Origin of the sequence: Flavobacterium sp. GT3R68 (assembly GCF_007109225.1) — a bacterium.
Taxonomy (GTDB): domain Bacteria; phylum Bacteroidota; class Bacteroidia; order Flavobacteriales; family Flavobacteriaceae; genus Flavobacterium.
In genome coordinates this window covers 306982-328469 of sequence record NZ_VJZK01000002.1, presented here as the reverse complement: position 1 = coordinate 328469, position 21488 = coordinate 306982, and the positions used below count along the sequence as shown (strand labels likewise).

The following is a 21488-nucleotide window of genomic DNA, read 5'->3' as shown; positions in this document are numbered from 1 at the left end:
GGAAAACTGATAATGAAGGATTGAAAAAAAGTGAACAAAAAATGAAAATTACAAAGATTTGCTGCATTGGAGCAGGATATGTAGGAGGCCCTACAATGGCAGTTATTGCTCAAAAATGTCCGGATATACAAATAACAGTTGTGGATTTGAATGAAGCGCGGATTGCCGCTTGGAATGATCCTAACGTTGATAACATACCTATATATGAACCCGGGTTAAGTTCCATTGTAGCAGAAGCGCGAAATCGAAATCTGTTTTTCTCTACGGATGTAGACAAAGCCATCGATGAGGCACAATTGATTTTTATATCTGTAAACACACCCACTAAGACCTATGGCTCCGGAAAGGGAATGGCTGCCGATTTGAAATATATTGAACTCTGCGCCAGACAAATTGCCAGGATTTCCAAAGATGATAAAATTGTGGTTGAAAAATCCACGTTGCCTGTCCGAACGGCAGAAGCTATTAAAAGTATTTTAAATCATACCGGGAACGGTGTGCAGTTTCAAATTCTTTCCAATCCGGAATTTTTAGCCGAAGGTACCGCAGTTCAGGATTTATTGTATCCCGACAGGGTATTGATTGGAGGGGACAGCACAGAGGAAGGACAAAAAGCAATCCAGGCACTTGCAGATGTATATTCGAATTGGGTAAGCGCGGATCGGATATTGTTTACAAATGTATGGTCTTCTGAATTATCTAAACTGACAGCCAACGCTTTTCTGGCTCAAAGAGTTTCTTCTATAAATGCCCTTTCAGAACTTTGTGAAAAAACAGGCGCCAATGTCAATGAAGTAGGCCGTGCCATCGGGATGGACAGCAGAATTGGCTCGAAATTTCTGAAAGCATCCGTCGGCTTCGGAGGATCATGTTTTCAAAAAGACATTCTGAATTTAGTTTATATTGCCAAATCCTATGGATTAGACGAGGTAGCCAATTATTGGGAACAGGTTATTGTGATGAATGATCATCAGAAAAGAAGATTCTCCAGAAATATTGTCAGCACATTGTACAATACCATTTCGGATAAAAAAATAACATTCTTAGGCTGGGCTTTCAAAAAAGACACGAATGATACCAGAGAATCAGCAGCTATTTCTGTAGCAGATGATTTGATGAACGAACAGGCACATATCGCTGTTTATGATCCGAAAGTATCAGAAAAACAAATCCTTTTTGATTTGGACTATTTGGAAACCAGATCATCAGAAAAAAATAAAGAGGGAATTACTGTCTTTGATAATTCCTACGATGCCTGCCACAACGCGCATGCTATAGCAATTTTGACGGAATGGGATGAATTTAAAGAGTATGACTGGCAACGTATATATGATAATATGCAAAAGCCAGCATTTATTTTTGATGGGCGTAATGTACTGAACGGCAAAAAATTATCAGAAATTGGTTTTGTTTACCAGGGAATCGGCTCATAAGTTTTAAAAAGTAGCAGCATAATGAAAAAGATATTAATAACAGGCGGGGCTGGTTTTATAGGTTCTCATGTAGTAAGAAGGTTTGTTCAGAACTATCCGAATTGCCACATCTTTAATTTGGATGCGCTTACCTATGCAGGGAATCTTGAAAATATTGCCGACATAGAGAGAGCACCAAATTATACCTTTGTTAAAGGGGATATCGTAGACGACACATTTATCAACCAGTTGTTCGAAGAGCATCAATTTGACGGGGTACTGCATCTGGCTGCCGAATCGCATGTGGATCGTTCCATAGAGGATCCGTTATCCTTTGTGAAAACAAATGTTATCGGAACGATGAATCTATTGAATGCCGCCAAAAATCAATGGAAAGGGCAGGAGGCAGGAAAACGTTTTTACCATATCAGTACCGATGAAGTCTATGGAAGTTTAGGCGCCGAGGGTTTATTTACCGAAACCACATCCTACGACCCCAATTCCCCTTATTCTGCTTCCAAAGCAAGTTCGGATCATTTTGTAAGAGCCTATGGCGAAACTTACGGATTACCTTATGTCATTACCAATTGTTCCAACAATTACGGACCCAACCACTTTCCGGAGAAATTAATTCCGCTTTTCATCAATAATATTATTAACAACAAAGCATTACCGGTCTATGGAGATGGTAAATACACCCGTGACTGGCTTTTTGTTGAAGATCATGCCGTGGCTATTGACTTGGTGTTCCACCAGGGAAGAAACCACGAAACCTACAATATTGGCGGTTTTAACGAATGGCAGAACATTGATCTGGTGAAGTTATTGTGCGGAATCATGGACCAAAAATTAGGAAGAGCCACAGGTACTTCAGAAAAGTTGATATCTTATGTTAAAGACCGACCCGGACATGATTTGCGCTACGCAATTGATGCCTCTAAAATAAATAAAGAATTAGGCTGGAAACCTTCCGTTACCTTCGAACAGGGATTGGAAAGAACAGTAGATTGGTATTTGAATAATGAAGAATGGCTTAAACACGTAACCTCAGGGGAATATGCAAAGTACTACGAAAAACAGTATGAAGCTTAAAAATTAGCAACAATGCGCTTACCCAGTGATTTAGTTTAAAATAAAAAAATGAACAAGGACAATACCAATTCAGAATGGCTTTTTGAAATAACGCCAAAAAACAAATTCTTTTCACTCAACCTGAAAGAAATTTGGCAATACCGTGATTTGCTGATGCTTTTTGTAAAAAGAGATGTGGTGACGGTATACAAGCAAACCGTTTTAGGACCGCTTTGGTATTTGATACAGCCTTTATTTACATCGATAACCTTCACGATTATTTTTAATAATGTGGCCGGAATCGACACCGGGACTGTTCCTCCATTTTTGTTTAACCTGGCGGGGATTACCGTGTGGAATTATTTTACGTCCTGCCTGAATGCTACTTCAGATACCTTCCGAAGCAATGCCGGTATATTCGGGAAAGTGTATTTCCCGCGTCTTATTGTGCCTATTTCTATTGTGATTTCTAATCTTTTGAAATTTGGAATTCAGTTCCTGATTTTTATAGTATTTTATATTTATTATTATATGCAGGGCGCGGCTGTGGCTTTAAATAGTGCGACGGCTTTTTTTCCATTACTCATTGTATTGATGGGAATTTTGGGATTGGGATTTGGTATGCTGATTTCCTCCCTCGTGACTAAATACAGGGATTTTAGCTACCTGATTGGGTTTGGTGTACAATTGCTGATGTATATATCTGCGGTGATGTATCCCATGGCATTAATCAAGGACAAGATTCCTAATTATGCCTGGCTGGTAGAATACAATCCATTAGCCTATGTAATAGAAAGCACCCGATATATGTTATTGGATGTAGGTCAGATTTCTGTTTCAGGATTGGTGTATACAATTGCAGTAACCCTCATCGTATTTTTTATTGGTTTGTTGATTTTTAATAAAACCGAGAAGAGTTTCATTGATACCGTATAGTTAAAAGTAAATAGTGAGAAGTAAATAGTGAGAAGTAATTAGTGAGAATTGAGTAGTGAAGTGAATAGAAAAAGTGAATAGTTTGCCTTCTTCTACCATTCACCATTCACCACTCACTAATAATTAAAGATATGGATCATAAAGATTTAGAGGTTTGGAAAAAAAGTATGGATTTGGTTGTTAGTTTATATCAAATTACGAAACGGTTTCCTGATTCAGAAAAATATGGTTTAACGAGTCAAATGACAAGGGCAGCCGTATCTATTCCATCTAACATAGCTGAAGGCGCTGCACGAAAAGGGAATAAAGAATTGCTACAATTTCTGTATATTGCAATTGGTTCGCTTTCAGAACTAGAAACACAATATTTGATTGCGGTGCGATTAACATTTATTGAAAAGGAAGAAACTTTTGAAAAACAATTGATTGAAGTAAAAAAACTTTTATTAGGATTTAAGAATTATATAAATAAAAATTAGTGAGAAGAATAGGCAGAAGTGGAAAGTGAATAGTTTGTCCTCACCCACCCTCACTACTCACCATTCACCACTCACCATTCACTATTAAATGAGTAAAGACATTATATTAAAAGCCGAAAACATTTCCAAGCAATACCGTCTCGGACAAGTCGGCACCGGTACGATCAGTCATGATATCAACCGTTGGTGGCATAGTATACGCGGCAAAGAAAATCCGTATCTCAAAATCGGGGATGTAAATGACCGCAGTTCTAAAGGAACCAGCGATTATGTTTGGGCCTTGCAGGATATTAATTTTGAAATCAATCAGGGAGATGCAGTAGGTATTATTGGAAAAAACGGTGCCGGAAAATCAACACTGCTAAAACTATTGTCCAGAGTGACTGCCCCTACCACAGGAGTAATCAAAACCAAAGGACGTATTGCCTCCTTACTCGAAGTAGGAACCGGTTTTCATCCGGAATTGACCGGAAGAGAAAATATATATCTCAATGGCGCAATTTTAGGGATGAGTAAAAGTGAAATCTCTAAAAAATTAGCCGAAATAATTGACTTCTCAGGAGTTGAACGCTATATCGATACGCCGGTAAAAAGATACAGTAGCGGAATGTATGTTCGTTTAGCCTTTGCAGTGGCGGCACATTTAGAAAGCGAAATCCTGATTGTGGATGAAGTGCTCTCTGTTGGTGATGCCGAATTCCAGAAAAAATGCCTCGGTAAAATGGGGGACATCAGCAAAGGGGAAGGCAGAACCGTGTTGTTTGTGAGCCACCAATTAGGATCCGTAGCCACTTTATGCAACAAAGGAATGTTAATGGATAAGGGAAAGCTTGTTAGTTATAGTAATATTTCTAGTATTTTAGAAAATTACACCAGCTTACTTAATGATAAAGGATTATCATATGTAGCTTTAGATAAAACAAAAGATCTTTTTATTGATAGTTGTACTTTATACAAAAATGAGACTATTGGTACAAATGAATTTTTATCTAGTGATATAATGTCCGTCGAGTTTGAAATCTTTAAAAATAAAGATATTAAAAAAGCTTCATTTTCCTTTACGATACAATCCAACACAGGAGACTATTTGTCAACATTTGTCAAATCTATTGATGAGTTATTAGTTGGGAAAAATAGTAATAGAATAACATTTGATATCGATTGCAGCATATTAGCTGCCAACAGTTATTTTTTACGACTTGCCATTTTTGATGCGAGTACGTCTCAAGTTTATGATCTGCAGGAAATGATTTGCCCATTTAAAATAAATGATGAAGGTACGGACATGGCAAAGTTTGAGGGCACCAATTATGGTTATTTTAATTTGAAGTACAATTTAAGAGTATGAGACCTCTGAATGATTCTATGCCTAGGGTTAGGACGATATTCCCTAAATTCATTTAACAATCCATTATCATGATAGACAAAATTAAAAGGCAAATTCATAAAATTGAATGGTTTTTAAAGAATTTCAAAAAAATAGATAGTATACAAAATACTTTGAATAGAAGGGATTTCAGATCTAACCATTATTTAGGCCCAATCACTTATGATACCGATAGCCTAACAACAAGTAATAATTGTGATTTCATAACAGAACCCCGATTTGCAAAGGCATATCAAGCTGCGGCCGATACAAAACCGTGGGAGGGATATACGTTACAATGGCGAACATACATCGTGTGCTGGTTTGCAGATTTAGTAAAAAATCTAGAAGGTGATTTTGTCGAATGCGGGGTATATACAGGTGCCTATTCAAGCGCGGTAATAGATTATATTGATTTTCAGAATCTTTCAAAAAAGTTTTATTTATTGGATACATACGAAGGTTTAGTGCCGGGTATGATTTCGGAAGCGGAGAGAAAAGCTGGGATTGATGTTTACTTAAAAGGACATTATACAAATGTATACGAACAGGTGGTTAAAACTTTTGCTCCATTCAATGTTGAAGTGATTAAAGGAATCGTTCCGGAAACCTTACCGCTATGTAAAGCAGAAAAGATTTGTTACCTATCCATAGATATGAATTGTGTGGAGCCAGAAATTGCTGCGGCTAATTACTTTTGGGATAAAATTGTAACCGGAGGCGTAATAGTTTTGGATGATTATGGTTTTCCTTTGCATATTGAGCAAAAGAAAGCTTTTGATGCATTTGCTGTAGAAAAAGGGCAAAACATTTTGTCTTTACCAACAGGACAAGGGGTTATTATAAAAAAATAATGTGTCTCAATAAATGAGTATAATAAATTGTTTACCATGAATGTAGTAATTAAAAAAATTGATCAGTTCAAAAGTTTGTTTAAAAAAGTCAACTTCATTTATGATGCAATTTTAAAAAAAAATAGAGAGCATGAAAATGATTTATATGGTTATAAAAATGTAAAAGTAAATTTAGGACACATTCAATCTCATTTAAATTTACAAAAAACAAAAATATCCAAACTGTCTGAAGTTGAATTCCAGGTTTTTTCACAGTTCGGAGATGATGGTATTATTCAATGGCTGATTAATTATCTGGATATCGAGAACAAGACATTTGTTGAATTTGGTGTCGAAAAATATATTGAATCGAACACCCGATTTTTATTATTCAATGACAAATGGGATGGTTTAGTTATTGACGGCGATGAGAACAATGTTAATTATATAAAAAACGATGCTGTTAGTTATTTTTTTAACCTCCACTCTATAAATTCATTTATTACAAAAGATAATATAAATGAACTGATCAAATCCAGAAATTTTGATAAAGAACTCGGCTTATTGAGTATTGATATTGATGGTAATGATTACTGGATTTGGAATGCGTTAGAAAACATAAACCCAGTTATTGTAATTTCTGAGTATAATGCTGAATTTGGTTTGAATCCTTGGACAATCCCTTATAAGGAAGATTTTGTGTGGGATAAAAGTAATGGTATGCATTATTGGGGAACTTCTTTATGCAGTCTGTGTGATTTAGCAGAGCAAAAGGGATACAGCTTTATAGGATGTAATTCTCAAGGGAACAATGCTTATTTTATTAGAAATGATAAGATGAAAGATCTTAAAAAACTGTCTTGTGAAGAAGGGTTCCTTAAAGCAAAATTCTCCTTAAACAGAAAACCAAACGGGGAACAATATTCGGAAATAGAAAAAAGAAATTCATTAGTTGGTAAAACTGTATACAATACAAGAACTAATAAAACAGAATTAATTAATGCACTCTAAGCCCGAATTAATAGTCATCAGTCAAAACCTAATGGGAGGGGGTTCCAGTTTTCACAGGAACATGCTGGCCCACAGACCTGATGAATATTTTGATGTCAAATGTATTTATCTAGATCCGCTGGACTGGGCTGCCAAAAGACTTGAAAACCATTCCCTGGGTGAAAACGATAGTATCTTTGAATTCACACAGCAACCGGATGAGCAACTGGCGGAAAAACTAAACAAACATATTTCAAATAAAAAGGGTGCAATTGTCGCGAATCTTCCCGAAGAATTAATAACACTCGACCATTTCCCGAAATCCAATAAAACCGTTTACTTCATTTGTCACGATAAAGGATTTTTATATCTGGTTAAGAAATATGAGTATTTAATCGATATATTTATTGCGCATAATTTTGAAGTGTATGAAAGCATAAGGGAACTTTTGCCGAAACGATTAAAGGACGTACACTTTATTCAGCATGGTGTCGAAATTCAAAATTACAAAAGGGAAAAAAAGGAGTCTCAAAAATTAAATTTAGTTTTTTTGGCGCGGCATGTTAAATCAAAAGGAATTTATGATCTGCCGAAAATAAACCAGATACTTGTAAATAACAATATTGAAGTGAACTGGATGATTTTGGGCGATGGAGAAGAAAAGCAAAACTTTAAAAAAGAAGTAAGCGCCTACTCCAATTTTCAATTTGAAACTCCTGAAACAAATGCAGATGTTATTGAAATCTTGAAGCGCCAGGATATTTATATATTACCATCTAGCCTTGATGGTTTGCCGGTATCGTTACTCGAATCAATGAGTGTAGGTTGCGTTCCAATTGTCTATAATTTTAGCGAAGGAATAAAGAAAGTGATTACCAATGATATTGGATATGTTGAAAATATTGGGGATATTAATAGTGTTGCCGAAAAAATCATACTCCTTCATAACGATAGAAACCGTCTTTTTGAACAAAGCACGAATGCCATTAATAAAGTAGAAAAAGAATTTAATATTAAAATACAAGCCAACGAGTATTTTAATCTTTACAAAAAATTTAAAAGTCTGAAGAAAAATAGATTTATACTTTTAACAAAACTCGAAAAAAAATACAGTAAATATAAAATAGTCAGAATTGGTTTTAAAGTATTGAGAATTTTAAAAATGATACAGAAGTAAATGATTCGTAAAATCCTGAACATATTTAAGAAAAAAAAAGCACCGGAAATGACTTCTTTCCAGAAATATAATAATTATTTCCAGAAGGAGGATTCTACATTTATGGACCGATATGCCAACATACGTTTTGATGTACCAGAAAAAATCCAAAACAGGAAATATGTCACTATAGGTGAGAAAGGATTAATAAATGCCAATTTTATTTTTGAATCTGAAAAAGGTGAAGTAATCATAGGTGATAATGTACATTTGGGAGGAGTTACTTTTATCAGCAGAAACAGGATCGAAGTAGGCGATGATGTGACGATGGCCTGGGGAATAACAATCGATGACCACAATTCACATAGCATATACTGGGAAGAAAGAAAAAACGACAATGCCCGATGTTATGAGGATTACATAAAATACAACGGAAATAATGTAGTGTCAAAAGATTGGTCCAATGTGGAAGACAAACCGATAGTTATTAAGTCCAAAGTTTGGATAGGGTTTGATGCTACGATTCTCAAAGGAGTAACAGTAGGAGAAGGAGCCGTAGTCGGTGCAAAAAGCGTGGTTGCCAAAAATGTGGAACCATGGACCGTTGTGGCAGGAAATCCAGCAGTAGTTGTAAAATATTTGCCTGAATATAAAAGTACCAAATGAAAATTTTAGTAATAGGTTCAACAGGATTTATAGGAAGCCATTGTGTTACATATTTCGAATCTAAAAACTTCGAAGTATGGCAAGCCGACGTCAATGCATCTTCGGCAACCAAATTCTTTATCATTAATCGCCAGAATTCCGATTTTTCCTCCATATTCAAAGAACAGCAATTTGATGTCTGTATCAATGCCTCCGGTTCTGCCCATGTCGGATTTTCGTTTGAGAACCCTTCTAAAGATTTTGAACTTAATGTGGTCAATGTCCAGAAAATATTAGTCGCCATCCGGGATTATAATCCGGAATGCAAGTTTATCAATTTTTCAAGTGCTGCCGTATATGGGAATCCACAGTCGTTGCCAATTGCAGAGAATAGTGTGGCTAAACCGTTATCACCTTATGGATTTCACAAACTTCAAAGCGAACTGCTGTTAGCAGAATACCATAAATTTTTCGGATTAAACACCTGTAGCCTCCGCGTTTTTTCAGCATATGGCCCAGGCCTGAGAAAGCAATTGTTTTGGGATTTATATCAAAAAGCACTAAAGAGCGATGTCATAACGCTGTTTGGAAAAGGAAACGAAACCAGAGATTTTATTTATATCGATGATTTGATACAAATTATTGATTTGGTGATTCAAAAAGGAACATTCCAGGGCTCTATTTATAATGTAGCCAGCCAGGTCGAAACTACTATTGCCGAAGCAGCGCAGCTATTTACAAATGCATTTTGTCCTGACAAAAAGATCTTATTTACTGGTGAATCCAAAGTAGGGGACCCCAATAATTGGCTAGCCGACATGAAAATCATCAAAGGGTATGGTTTTAAACGGCAATATGATTTGGCTTTGGGATTAAAAAAATACGCGGAATGGCTCAGACAAAACGTATAGGAATCCGATATATCTATGATGAGAACTGGATCGGCGGTTCTTATTATATTCAGAACCTGATAAGGTCACTGCATTGTCTGCCTGAAAAAGAACAAATTCAGTTGTATATTCTTGCTGCTGATGAACAGGTTTTTCAGGAATTAAAAGCAGTTACGGGATATCCGCAATTAAAGTTTGTCTGTAGTAAGGTCCACTACAATAAAATTGAAACCTTTATCAACAAGGTTTCCAAGAAAATCTTAAAAAGGAAACTGATCTTTAAAAAAATTGACCTCGACTGGTTGTTTCCGCTTTATGATGTCCCGGATAATTTAAAACACATCAGGAACCTCGTATTTTGGATACCCGATTTGCAGGAAAAACACTTGCCCGATTTTTTCTCTCCGGAAGATCTACAGTACCGCCATGATAGTTATGAGAAAATGATCGCTTTAAATCATCCCATAGTTTTTAGCAGTCATGCGGCTCTAAATGATTTCCATACATTTTATCCCCATTCAAAAAACGAAAAAAAAGTACTACAGTTTGCCGTAGTACATTCGGATTTGGAAGTTAGGGATATAAATGAAGTGAAGGCAAAGTATGGTATTGAAGTAGACTATTTTATTTCTCCGAATCAGTTTTGGCAGCATAAAAATCAAATTGCAATCATTGAAGCAACGAAGATTTTAAAGGAGAAAGGGATTTCTGTAAAAATCATCTTCACCGGCAAAGAACACGATCACAGAAATCCGGAGTATACCAATCTTTTAAAACAAAAGGTGTCAGAATATCAATTAGAAAATGAAATCGTCTTTTTAGGTTTTATAGACAGAACGGATCAGCTGACACTGATGAAATATGCACAGGCGGTGATTCAGCCCTCTTTATTTGAAGGGTGGGGCACTGTTGTAGAAGACGCCAAATCTTTAAACCAGACGTTAATCGTTTCTGATATCGCGGTACATCACGAACAATTAGAAGGTAAAGGGTATTTTTTCGCACCATCCGATTACAATGCATTAGCTCTTAAAATGGTCGAAGTCATCAATAATCCAACTCAGAAATTAAAATATGATTTGGATTATGCTGAGAACATTAAAAGGTTTGCGTCAAACTTAAAGCTCCTGACAGCACACTAACCGATCACGACTTATAGTTATCTCGATAGCGCGGATTTGTAACTCGATAGCGCGGATTTGTAACTTGATAGCGCGGATTTGTAATCCGTGCACATATTATACAAAAATCTTAAAATAATTTATAATTGTAAGATTTTATTTATTTAAGTTTGCCGCCATAAAATCATCAAAAATCCAACATGGCATCCACTACTGAAGCACCGGCAACTCCAAAGAAAAGTACACGCGAAACAGGCCATGCCATAAACCTCGCCAATCTTCAGGAATTAATCGCTTTCGTAACCGCATGCGGAGTCACATACAACCCCAATAAACCAAGCCTGAAACTGGCACAGCTCCATACGTTGGCAGCAAATGCAAATGCACAACTGACAAATGTGATAAACATAAACACGGCTTACAACAACAAGGTAAACGAAAGGGTGATCGCTTTCAGGGGTCTGAAACCATTAGCAACACGATTAATGAGCGCATTGCAAACCACAGAGGCAACTCCCCAAAAAGTAGCAGACGCAAAAGCATATAACAAAAAAATTCAGGGTCCCACTGCAAGAACACGCAGAAAGCCTTCAAATGTAAATGAGGGCGAAACCACAACAATATCGACTAGTCAGCAATCGTACGAACACCAAATACAACACTTCGCAGGATTAATAGCGACATTGCAATCTGAACCCACTTACGCGCCAAACGAAACCGATTTAAAAATGGCGGCACTGATAGTAAAACAAACCGACCTGATTTCCAAAAATGAGGCAGTGTCATCAGCATATGCAAAAATTAGTAATGCAAGAATTGCGCGCGATACTACATTATATGCCTCCGGCAACGGATTGGTGGATACCGCCGCAGAAGTAAAAAAGTATATCAAATCAATATACGGAGGAACATCGCCGTATTTTACTCAGGTAAAAGGAATACAATTCACCAAAGCCAAGAAATAGAAGCACTCCACTGTCACACTGAGCCTGTCGAAGTGCAATTATCCTTCCCCGATTTACAATTATGTCTTCCCGATTTGCAATTATGCCTTCCTGTTTTGCAATTATCCTTCCCCGATTTGCAATTATACCTCCCTGTTTTGCAATTATCCTTCCCTGATTTACAATTATGCCTACCTGTTTCGCAATTATCTTTCCCCGTTTTGCAATTATCCTTCCCTGATTTACAATTATGCCTACCTGTTTCGCAATTATCCTTCCCCGTTTTGCAATTATTATTCCCTGATTTACAATTATGCCTACCTGTTTCGCAATTATCCTTCCCCGATTTGCACTTATCCTTCCCTGATTTAGGAATATAGCCCCCCGACTTAGAAATATCCCACCCCACTTTGTATTTATTCCTACAAGAAAAAAAATTTGTGAATTCGCGGTAAAAAATATCCTCACCCGACTTAGGAATATCCCACCCCGCTTTGAATTTATACCGACAAGAAAAAAAATTTGTGAATTCGCGGTAAAAAATTTCCTTACCCGACTTAGAAATATCCCACCCCACTTTGTATTTATTCCTACAAGAAAAAAAATTTGTGAATTCGCGGTAAAAAATTTCCTTACCCGACTTAGAAATATCCCACCCCACTTTGAATTTATACCGACAAGAAAAAAAATTTGTGAATTCGCGGTAAAAAATAGCCTCACCCGACTTAGGAATATCCCACCCCACTTTGTATTTATACCGACAAGAAAAAAAATTTGTGAATTCGCGGTAAAAAATTTCCTTACCCGACTTAGAAATATCCCACCCCGCTTTGTATTTATTCCTACCAGAAAAAATTTGTGAATTCGCGGTAAAAAATAGCCTCACCCGACTTAGGAATATCCCACCCCGCTTTGAATTTATACCGACAAGAAAAAAAATTTGTGAATTCGCAGTAAAAAATTTCCTTACCCGACTTAGGAATATCCCACCCCGCTTTGTATTTATTCCTACCAGAAAAAATTTGTGAATTCGCGGTAAAAAATATCCTCACCCGACTTAGGAATATCCCACCCCGCTTTGTATTTATTCCTACCAGAAAAAATTTGTGAATTCGCGGTAAAAAATATCCTCACCCGACTTAGGAATATCCCACCCCGCTTTGTATTTATTCCTACCAGAAAAAATTTGTGAATTCGCGGTAAAAAATATCCTCACCCGACTTAGGAATATCCTTACCCAATTTCGATGGACTTAATTCACTCATTCGTTAGAAAATACACTGATAATTTAAAGTTTGGTTTATATTTGCAATGATTCCGCGCTATTTATGGCGACGAATCCAAAACCGCGAGGACAGAATCAAAAAAGCATTAATGAGTAAATTATCAATTATAACAATTAACTACAATGACCTGGAAGGGTTAAAAAAAACAGTTAATAGTGTAATCGGTCAAACGTATCCGCCATTTGAATATATTGTCATTGATGGAGCATCAACAGACGGAAGTGCTGCTTACATCGAAAGCCAGACAGCAAACATAAACCATTGGATTAGTGAAAACGATTCAGGCGTTTACAATGCTATGAACAAAGGCATCAAGGCCGCTACCGGAGATTATTTGTTTTTTTTAAATAGTGGCGATGTTTTAAATGACGCCACCACATTAGAAAAGCTGAACAACGAATCTTTAGGGTCAAAGGATATCATTGCCTGCGATATCTGTTTAGATTACATTGAAAGCAGTGAATTAAGATCATGCCCCGAAAAAATTACCTTTGATTATTTGCACCAATACGCAATTCCTCATCAGGCGCTTTTACTTAAAAGGGAATTATTTGAAAAGGTCGGGTTATATGATGAAAATCTGAAGCTCGTTTCAGATTGGAAGTTTGTTCTGAAAGCATTGTCCTTTTATTCCGCAACCTATAAAAAAATCAATATCGTTTTGTGTAAATACGACATGAACGGGATCTCTTCAATAGCGGCAAACAAGGAACTGTTACGATTGGAGAAAGAGGCAGTTCTCAACGCCGATTACGGTTTCTTTATGGAAGATTATAATCGCTTTAATGTGATTAATAATAAATTCAAAGGCCTGGCCAATTCCCGGATATTACGCTTTCTGATAAAATGCGGCTTATTTAATAAAAAGTATATAGAATATTAATCTTCACTGATTTTGACAAAATCCTTACTCATCGCAGCGCCATATTTGGATAATATTGGAGGTACTGAAATCGAAGCAGTCACCACTGCTGTGCATTTTTGGGATAGCGGAGAGTACAATAAAGTTACCTTATTCTCACCGGAGAAAATAAACGCCGAACTGTTTCTGGACATGATTGGCACCAGGGCCATTACATATTTAAAATACCCTTCTTTTTTTAAAACACAATGGGTCGGTCTTTTTAACCGGCTTTTTTATAAAATGGGAGCGTCCCTAAATTGTTCTGAATACCTGTTCTGGAAATATAACAGCGTGAAGTTTGATGATTTTTTTATTCTGACGTATCCCAAAAGCACCTATTTTTTTCCAATAATAAAGAACAAATCCCAGTTAAAGAAATACATTGCCAAAATAACGATGTGGCAATTCGAGCCGCTGCCTTCAGCGCATATTCCCTATTATAAAAAACTCCGGAACATCATTGTTTTCAATAGGGAGCAAAAATATTTTTGGCAGTCAAAAAACCAATTGAAGAATACCGTTTCGCTGGATATCATGATCCCTAATGAAAAACAACTGTTAGAGGCCAACCCTTTTGATTTCAATAAGGCCAACCTTACTTTTGGTTATTTGGGCCGGATTTCAAGGGAAAAAAATATCGAGGATATGCTTTATCTTCTTGATTTTTTAAACAACAAACATAACCGGAACTGTAAATTGATTATTCAGGGAAAAGGGGAGGAAACATATGTAAAGGAAATTAATACTTTAATAAAAGAACTGAGTTTAACGGAAACAGTCACACTGGAAAATGAATTCTTAAGTCCGACCAATACCCATTATTTTTTTGAAAAAATAGATATTTTCTTAGTAACTTCCAAAAATGAAGGAGGACCAATGACAGCCCTAGAAGCAGCAGCCTGCGGGAGAATGGTTATGGGATATGATATTGGCGCAATGAAAGAGCGTTTCGGACATTTACCATACATGGTCAATACGAATTTTGATGAACTATGTACGTCGGTATTGAATTTTATGGACTTGGAACCTTTTGCCAAAAGCAACTTATTGTCAGAAGTAAGAAATCATTATATTGTCAGTTTAAGTAACAGCAATAAAGGCAACGCCCTTTTAAATTTATTTAAAGATTAGGTATGGAGAACATATTGATTTCTATCATAATACCATGTTATAACGATTCTCATTACATTGAGCATGCGGTGAATTCTGCATTGGCTCAGACGTATCCTTATAAGGAAGTTATTGTGGTTGACGACGGGTCCGATGCCGCAACCAAAACCGTATTGCAAAAATTAGCGCCTACAATCACCAAACTGATTACCCAGGAAAACAAAGGGCAAAGCACAGCGAGAAATGTCGGGATTCAACAAGCTGAAGGAGATTATATATTAGTATTCGATAGCGATGATTATTTCGAACCAACATTTTGCGAAAAAGCTGTCCTGGAATTAAAAAGCAATAACGTGAAATTAGTCACGTCTTATATTACTCGATTTACTGACGATAAAAATAAAGACAGGATAACTCCCCATGGTGGAGATATAGCAGCATTCATATTAAATAACGAAGCCACGGGCAGTGCCATGTTCCGGAAAACAGATTTTATTGCGGCAGGAGGTTATGACCAGAGTATGCGAAGTGGATTCGAAGATTGGGAATTTTATATCCGGTTATTGAAGGACGGAGGTAAAGCTTCGATTATCCCGGAGTACCTGTTCAAGTATCGATTGAAGAAAGATTCCACAACAACGAAGGCCAATAAAGTAAAATACGAATTATTGAAATACATTTATACGAAGCATAGAGAAATCTATGCGGCTCATTTTGATGTTTTCACAAATCATTTACTATCAAAAATAAAGAGGGAGGAGCTTGAAAAGATTAAAAAAACCCAAAGTATAGAATTCCAGATAGGTCATGCTTTTTTGAAGCCTTTTCGATGGATTAAATCATTGTTCAAATGATTACAGTCCCGACGAAAGTAACCATCATTACGGCGACTTATAACAGAGCCCATTATATTCTTGAATCCCTGCTATCCATCCAGGCTCAGACTTTTTTGGACTGGGAATGCCTGATTATAGATGACGGCGGAACTGACAATACTTTAGAAGTCATCACGCCCATTCTGGAGCATGACAGGCGTTTTAAATTTTTAAAGCGCCCCGAAAAATACCGAAAAGGATTGCCGGGCTGCAGAAACTATGGATTGGATTTGGCAAAAGGCAATTTTATTATTTTCTTTGATGATGATGACTTTGTGCATCCGGATAATTTGAAAACGTGTCTGGATGTATTCACTGTAAATGATATCGATTTTTGCCATTATCAAAAAACAGGATTTGAGGAGGATAGGCCCCAGATTGGGACAAGCGCGATTACGAAACAACAGGCGTTTACCATAAAGGATATTGATGAAATTGTTACACAGCAAATTGGTTTGGCTTCCTGTACCGTAATGTGGAAAAAACATTGTTTTGAACAGCACCGGTTTAATGAAAATTTGTTTTATGCAGAAGAATGGGAATGTTATATCCGATTAATTTCGGACAATCTGAGGGGAGTAATTATCGATACCGTTTTATATTACAACAGAAAACACGCAAACTCGAATACTGGAGAGTTCTTTCGGAACAATCCGGTAAGAAAAGCCTCAAAAAAAGATGCGATTCTGTTCGTATTTCAAAATCTGAATAAAAAACAATTGCTTTCCCCATCTCTAATGCGTTATTTTATCCAACAATCATTAGCCTTTAAAGAATACAATTTGTTTGAACAAATTTTAAATCAATTGCAATTACCGGTTTTCGAAAAGTTAAAATGGCAAATTTTCTTTGTTACTTTGCCTTTGCGTTTATCCGCTTTCAGAAAATGGAAGAAAATTAAAAATACATAATCATACAATTCAGAACAGAATTATAAAATAATGCAGTAATAAAAATGAAAGTAGCTTTAATAACAGGAGTAACGGGACAGGACGGAGCCTATTTGGCCGAACTTCTGCTCTCTAAAGGATATAAGGTCCACGGTGTGAAAAGACGAAGTTCTTTGTTTAATACGCAGAGAATTGACCATATATATGAAGATCCGCATATTGATAACCAACACTTTATTTTGCATTATGGCGATTTGAGTGATTCTACGAACCTGATCAGGATTATCCAGGAAACACAGCCGGATGAAATCTACAATCTAGGAGCCATGAGCCACGTGAAAGTGAGTTTCGACATTCCGGAATATACCGCAAATACTGACGGTATCGGGACCCTGCGAATTTTGGATGCCGTGAGGTTACTGGGATTGGTAAAGAAAACCAAAATTTACCAGGCTTCAACTTCTGAGTTGTATGGCTTGGTTCAGGAAGTGCCTCAAAAAGAAACCACTCCTTTCTATCCAAGGTCTCCGTATGCGGTGGCTAAAATGTATGCATACTGGATTACCGTAAATTATCGCGAAGCCTATGGCATGTTTGCCTGCAACGGAATTCTGTTCAACCATGAAAGTCCATTGCGTGGGGAAACTTTCGTTACCAGAAAGATTACAAGAGGAATTGCACAAATGGCTTTAGGGATGCAGGACACGCTTTATATGGGAAATATTGATTCTCAAAGAGATTGGGGTCACGCAAAGGATTATGTTGAAGCGATGTGGCTGATGCTGCAACAGGATCAGCCCGAAGATTTCGTTATTTCAACCGGAACTACTACCAGAGTGCGTGATTTTATCCGTATGGCTTTCGCCGAAGTAGGCGTAGAGCTCGAATTTAAAGGTACAGGTGTTGATGAGATCGGAGCTATTATAGCTTCATCAAATCCTGCTTACGCATTCAAGATTGGCCAAAAAGCCATACAAATCGACCCTGCGTATTTCCGCCCTACCGAAGTGGACTTGTTAATTGGTGATAATACCAAAGCAAAAAACAAACTGGGATGGAAACCGAAATACAGTCTGCCAATGTTGGTCAAAGAGATGATGGAGGCTGATGTGGAACTCTTCAGAAAAGAAAAATATCTTAAGGAATACACAAATAAACAACAATAGGAAATGCAATTCGATTCAAAGATTTATGTAGCGGGTCATCTGGGGATGGTGGGAAGCGCAATAATTCAAAACCTTAACTCCAAAGGCTTCCGGAATATTATTACCCGGACGTCAACAGAATTGAATCTGATTAATCAACATGATGTTGCTGTTTTTTTTGAAACCGAAAAACCGGAGTATGTTTTTTTGGCTGCGGCCAAAGTAGGAGGGATTGTTGCCAATAATACGTTTCGGGCGGATTTTATTTATCAAAACATACTGATACAAAGTAATGTGATTCATGAGAGTTATAAAAATAATGTCAAAAAATTGCTTTTCCTGGGCTCTTCGTGCATTTATCCAAAACTAGCGCCTCAGCCCCTGAAAGAAGACTATCTTCTGACCGGATTGTTAGAGGAAACCAATGAACCTTACGCGATTGCAAAAATTGCGGGGATCAAAATGTGCGATGCCTACCGGGCGCAATATGGCTGTTCGTTTATTTCAGTGATGCCAACCAATTTATATGGCTTCAATGATAATTATGACCTGCAGAATTCGCACGTTTTACCTGCCTTGTTGCGGAAATTTCATGAAGCGAAACAAAATAATACAGCGGAAGTTATCGTATGGGGATCCGGGAATCCTTTGCGGGAATTTCTGCATGCTTCGGATATGGCGGATGCCTGCGTTTATCTGATGCAAAAATATAATGGGGAAGGTTTTGTAAATATTGGCTCCGGAGAAGAAATCAGTATTCATGAGTTAGCATACATAATTAAAGAGATTGTGGGTTATCAGGGTAAAGTCAGTTTTGATACCTCTAAACCCGATGGAACCCCAAGGAAATTAACCGATACCACAAAACTAAATGCTCTGGGCTGGAAGTATACCATTTCTTTGAAACAGGGAATTCAGCAGGTGTATACAGAAAAATTTCTTAATGACTAAAATTTCAATAATTGCAATCACTTTTTATGATACAGCAACGACTGTTTTCAGCCAAACCTGTCAGGGCATAGCATTCATAGTTATTGGAGGGAATTACAATGCTTATAAAAATGGAAATGGGACATCCTAAGAAAATCTTACTTTGTTTTGGGACACGCCCGGAAGCCATTAAAATGGCGCCACTTTTTCATGAACTGAAAAAGAGTCCTTTTGATATAGAGGTATGTGTCACCGCACAGCACCGTGAAATGTTGGATCAGGTATTGGATTTCTTTGAGATTGATCCGGATTACGACCTGGATCTGATGCAGCCCAACCAGTCATTAAATGAACTTGGGGCGAATATCTTATCCAAAATTGACAAAGTCCTGACCCATGCAAAGCCAGATTTGGTTTTGGTACATGGTGATACGACGACATCTTCCATGGTTGCTTTGGCCGCCTTCCATTTAGGGATCAAAGTAGGACATGTAGAAGCCGGACTGAGGACTTACAATAAATGGGCTCCTTTTCCCGAGGAAATCAACAGACAGCTGACCAGCAGGATTGCGGATATTCATTTTACGCCAACAACAGCAGCAACTCAAAATTTACTGAAAGAAGGCATTTTACAGAAGGATATAATTGCAACAGGCAATACTGTTATTGATGCGCTTTTATGGACAGTGGAAAAAATAGAATCCCATTCCTATTCACACCCGGAAATTGAGGAATTGAAAAAAAATATTCCTGCTAGTAAAAAACTGATCCTGGTCACGGGACACCGGCGGGAAAATTTTGGGGAAGGATTTAAAAATCTTTGCCAGGCATTGTTGTCAGTATCAGAAAGAAACGATGTTGCCATTATTTACCCGGTACATCTGAATCCCAATGTGAGAGACGTGGTTCATGATAAATTAGCCAATAAAAAAAACATATATCTGATACCTCCGGTTTCTTATCCTGCATTTGTCTGGTTAATGAAGCAATCCTTTTTGATTGTAACGGATTCTGGCGGCATTCAGGAAGAAGCACCTACATTGGGCAAACCAGTATTGGTAACCCGAAATGTTTCAGAAAGGCCTGAGGGAGTCAATAGTGGTTTTTCAACTTTGGTAGGAACCTCTACCGAGAAAATCATAGACAATATCCAAATGCTTTTAGATCATTTTACCGGGTTCGAAAATCCAGTGAATCCATATGGAAAGGGAGATGCTTCTAAGATAATTACAGCCTATTTAATAAATCAAAACTAAGATGAAAATACTCGTAGTAGTAGATTCCATTAATATTGAAGACAGCAGTGGCTCCAAGGCCAATGTTGCCCTTATTCATAATCTGCAGACATCTGGTTTCGAAGTAACAGTATATCACTACACTTTAAAAAAGATAAATTTACCGGATGTGAGCTGTCATGCTATTCGTGAAATCAAAAATAGTCCTACGTATTTTTTAAGCCGGGCTCAACGCGTTATAACCAGAAATCTGAAGTGGAACCTAATGCCATTTCTAGAAAAAAAATTTGGTTTTTCCTTCACTTTTTTCAATGATACCCGAAGTATCATAAAGGCATTAAGAAAAATGACTTTTCAACCTGATCTTATAATTACTCTTAGTAAAGGAGCTAGTTTCAGACCACATTATGCCGTATTGAAAATGCCCGAACTCCATGATAAATGGATGGCGTATGTCCATGACCCATACCCTTTTCATTATTATCCGAGACCCTACAACTGGGTGGAACCAGGTTACGACAAGAAAGAAAATTTCTTTCGTCAGGTATCCGAAAAAGCCAAATACAGTGGTTTTCCGAGTCAGTTGCTGAAAGAGTGGATGGGCAGTTATTTTCCTGATTTTTTGAATACAGGGGTAATTATTCCTCATCAGAATATGAGTTATGCTGTTCAAAATTCTGTTTTTCCATCCTATTTTGACGGTAAAAAATTTAACCTGCTGCATGCGGGTAATTTGATGAAACAACGCTCTCCTGAAGGGTTAATTGAGGGATTTAAATTGTTTTTACGCCTTAACCCTGATGCAGTTAAGGATGCGCGACTGTTGTTGCTGGGACCAGCTTCGTATCATACTCAAATGCTCGAGATGTATCAAAAAAACAGTCCGGAAATATATATTTACAATGGTAATGTCCCATTTGATGAAGTATATAATCTTCAGAAAAACGCCTCAGTTAATATAATTCTGGAGGCAAAATCAGAAATAAGCCCTTTTCTTCCTGCTAAGTTTCCCAACTGTATAGAGGCTAATAAGGCTATACTATCCCTGGCGCCTTATTACAGCGAAACGCGAAGGTTACTTGGAAACGATTATTCTTTTTGGGCTGAAGCAGACGCAGTTGAAAAAATAGCAGAATTAATAGAGAAATTATATCTGATGTGGAAACAAAATCCTGAAAATTTACTTTTAAACAGGAATGATTTAGAGGAATATGTTTCAGGTGCGTATTTGAAAAAAGTAATGACAGTTTACAGAAAAAATCCCAATTAG

Annotated in this window: 22 protein-coding genes; 21 read left to right on the top strand and 1 reads right to left on the bottom strand. The window is 37.1% G+C overall.

The features are described 5' to 3' along the window. Positions 1-41: 41 nt before the first annotated feature. From FNW07_RS05830 to FNW07_RS05775, 12 genes are all read left to right on the top strand, one after another. Positions 42-1433: a UDP-glucose 6-dehydrogenase gene (locus FNW07_RS05830; RefSeq protein WP_126743896.1), complete on the top strand. Its 1392-nt coding sequence runs from the start codon at positions 42-44 to the stop codon at positions 1431-1433. 21 nt (positions 1434-1454) lie between these two features. Beyond that, on the top strand, positions 1455-2504 hold the full coding sequence (gene rfbB, locus FNW07_RS05825; RefSeq protein WP_126743895.1) for a dTDP-glucose 4,6-dehydratase: 1050 nt from the start codon (positions 1455-1457) through the stop codon (positions 2502-2504). A gap of 48 nt (positions 2505-2552) precedes the next feature. After that, the gene (locus tag FNW07_RS05820; RefSeq protein WP_126743894.1) at positions 2553-3419 is read left to right on the top strand and encodes an ABC transporter permease; all 867 of its coding nucleotides are present in this window, start codon (positions 2553-2555) and stop codon (positions 3417-3419) included. 131 nt (positions 3420-3550) lie between these two features. Continuing rightward, on the top strand, positions 3551-3898 hold the full coding sequence (locus tag FNW07_RS05815; RefSeq protein ID WP_126743893.1) for a four helix bundle protein: 348 nt from the start codon (positions 3551-3553) through the stop codon (positions 3896-3898). Positions 3899-3986: 88 nt separating this feature from the next. Further along, complete coding sequence (locus FNW07_RS05810) at positions 3987-5246, top strand: ABC transporter ATP-binding protein (RefSeq protein ID WP_126743892.1); 1260 nt, start codon at positions 3987-3989, stop codon at positions 5244-5246. Positions 5247-5314: 68 nt separating this feature from the next. Further along, positions 5315-6118, top strand: a complete 804-nt coding sequence (locus FNW07_RS05805; protein WP_126743891.1) for a TylF/MycF/NovP-related O-methyltransferase — start codon at positions 5315-5317, stop codon at positions 6116-6118. Positions 6119-6154: 36 nt separating this feature from the next. Next, on the top strand, positions 6155-7108 hold the full coding sequence (locus FNW07_RS05800; protein ID WP_126743890.1) for a hypothetical protein: 954 nt from the start codon (positions 6155-6157) through the stop codon (positions 7106-7108). After that, positions 7098-8264 carry a glycosyltransferase family 4 protein gene (locus FNW07_RS05795; protein WP_126743889.1) on the top strand — a complete coding sequence of 389 codons (1167 nt, stop codon included), beginning with the start codon at positions 7098-7100 and terminating at the stop codon, positions 8262-8264. The genes FNW07_RS05800 and FNW07_RS05795 overlap by 11 nt, the downstream gene beginning before the upstream one ends. Continuing rightward, positions 8265-8909: an acyltransferase gene (locus FNW07_RS05790; protein WP_199745228.1), complete on the top strand. Its 645-nt coding sequence runs from the start codon at positions 8265-8267 to the stop codon at positions 8907-8909. Further along, positions 8906-9799, top strand: a complete 894-nt coding sequence (locus FNW07_RS05785; RefSeq protein ID WP_126743888.1) for an NAD(P)-dependent oxidoreductase — start codon at positions 8906-8908, stop codon at positions 9797-9799. Before FNW07_RS05790 ends, FNW07_RS05785 begins: the two co-directional genes overlap by 4 nt. Next, complete coding sequence (locus FNW07_RS05780) at positions 9778-10920, top strand: glycosyltransferase family 1 protein (RefSeq protein ID WP_126743887.1); 1143 nt, start codon at positions 9778-9780, stop codon at positions 10918-10920. Before FNW07_RS05785 ends, FNW07_RS05780 begins: the two co-directional genes overlap by 22 nt. A gap of 179 nt (positions 10921-11099) precedes the next feature. Then, positions 11100-11864, top strand: coding sequence for a hypothetical protein (locus FNW07_RS05775; RefSeq protein WP_126743886.1), 765 nt, complete (start codon positions 11100-11102; stop codon positions 11862-11864). A gap of 13 nt (positions 11865-11877) precedes the next feature. Here the strand turns inward: FNW07_RS05775 and FNW07_RS14010 are convergent, their stop codons facing one another. Beyond that, positions 11878-12252 carry a hypothetical protein gene (locus FNW07_RS14010; protein ID WP_370511494.1) on the bottom strand — a complete coding sequence of 125 codons (375 nt, stop codon included), beginning with the start codon at positions 12250-12252 and terminating at the stop codon, positions 11878-11880. A 965-nt stretch (positions 12253-13217) separates the two neighbouring features. Between FNW07_RS14010 and FNW07_RS05770 the strand changes: the two genes are divergently transcribed. From FNW07_RS05770 to FNW07_RS05735, 9 genes are read left to right on the top strand one after another with little or no spacing between them, the layout of a single operon-like run. Continuing rightward, complete coding sequence (locus tag FNW07_RS05770; protein ID WP_158626847.1) at positions 13218-14012, top strand: glycosyltransferase family 2 protein; 795 nt, start codon at positions 13218-13220, stop codon at positions 14010-14012. A 12-nt stretch (positions 14013-14024) separates the two neighbouring features. Further along, the gene (locus tag FNW07_RS05765) at positions 14025-15164 is read left to right on the top strand and encodes a glycosyltransferase (RefSeq protein WP_126743884.1); all 1140 of its coding nucleotides are present in this window, start codon (positions 14025-14027) and stop codon (positions 15162-15164) included. Positions 15165-15166: 2 nt separating this feature from the next. Then, the gene (locus tag FNW07_RS05760; protein ID WP_126743883.1) at positions 15167-15997 is read left to right on the top strand and encodes a glycosyltransferase family A protein; all 831 of its coding nucleotides are present in this window, start codon (positions 15167-15169) and stop codon (positions 15995-15997) included. Further along, on the top strand, positions 15994-16929 hold the full coding sequence (locus FNW07_RS05755) for a glycosyltransferase family 2 protein (RefSeq protein ID WP_126743882.1): 936 nt from the start codon (positions 15994-15996) through the stop codon (positions 16927-16929). The genes FNW07_RS05760 and FNW07_RS05755 overlap by 4 nt, the downstream gene beginning before the upstream one ends. Positions 16930-16973: 44 nt before the next feature. Further along, positions 16974-18074, top strand: coding sequence for a GDP-mannose 4,6-dehydratase (gene gmd / locus FNW07_RS05750; protein ID WP_126743881.1), 1101 nt, complete (start codon positions 16974-16976; stop codon positions 18072-18074). A 3-nt stretch (positions 18075-18077) separates the two neighbouring features. After that, entirely contained in the window at positions 18078-19004 is a 927-nt protein-coding gene (locus FNW07_RS05745) for a GDP-L-fucose synthase (RefSeq protein WP_126743880.1), read from the top strand. Next, positions 18997-19134, top strand: coding sequence for a hypothetical protein (locus FNW07_RS13760; RefSeq protein WP_158626846.1), 138 nt, complete (start codon positions 18997-18999; stop codon positions 19132-19134). Before FNW07_RS05745 ends, FNW07_RS13760 begins: the two co-directional genes overlap by 8 nt. Continuing rightward, positions 19121-20239: a non-hydrolyzing UDP-N-acetylglucosamine 2-epimerase gene (gene wecB, locus FNW07_RS05740; RefSeq protein ID WP_126743879.1), complete on the top strand. Its 1119-nt coding sequence runs from the start codon at positions 19121-19123 to the stop codon at positions 20237-20239. Before FNW07_RS13760 ends, wecB begins: the two co-directional genes overlap by 14 nt. Position 20240: 1 nt before the next feature. Then, positions 20241-21488: a UDP-glycosyltransferase gene (locus FNW07_RS05735; protein WP_255512730.1), complete on the top strand. Its 1248-nt coding sequence runs from the start codon at positions 20241-20243 to the stop codon at positions 21486-21488.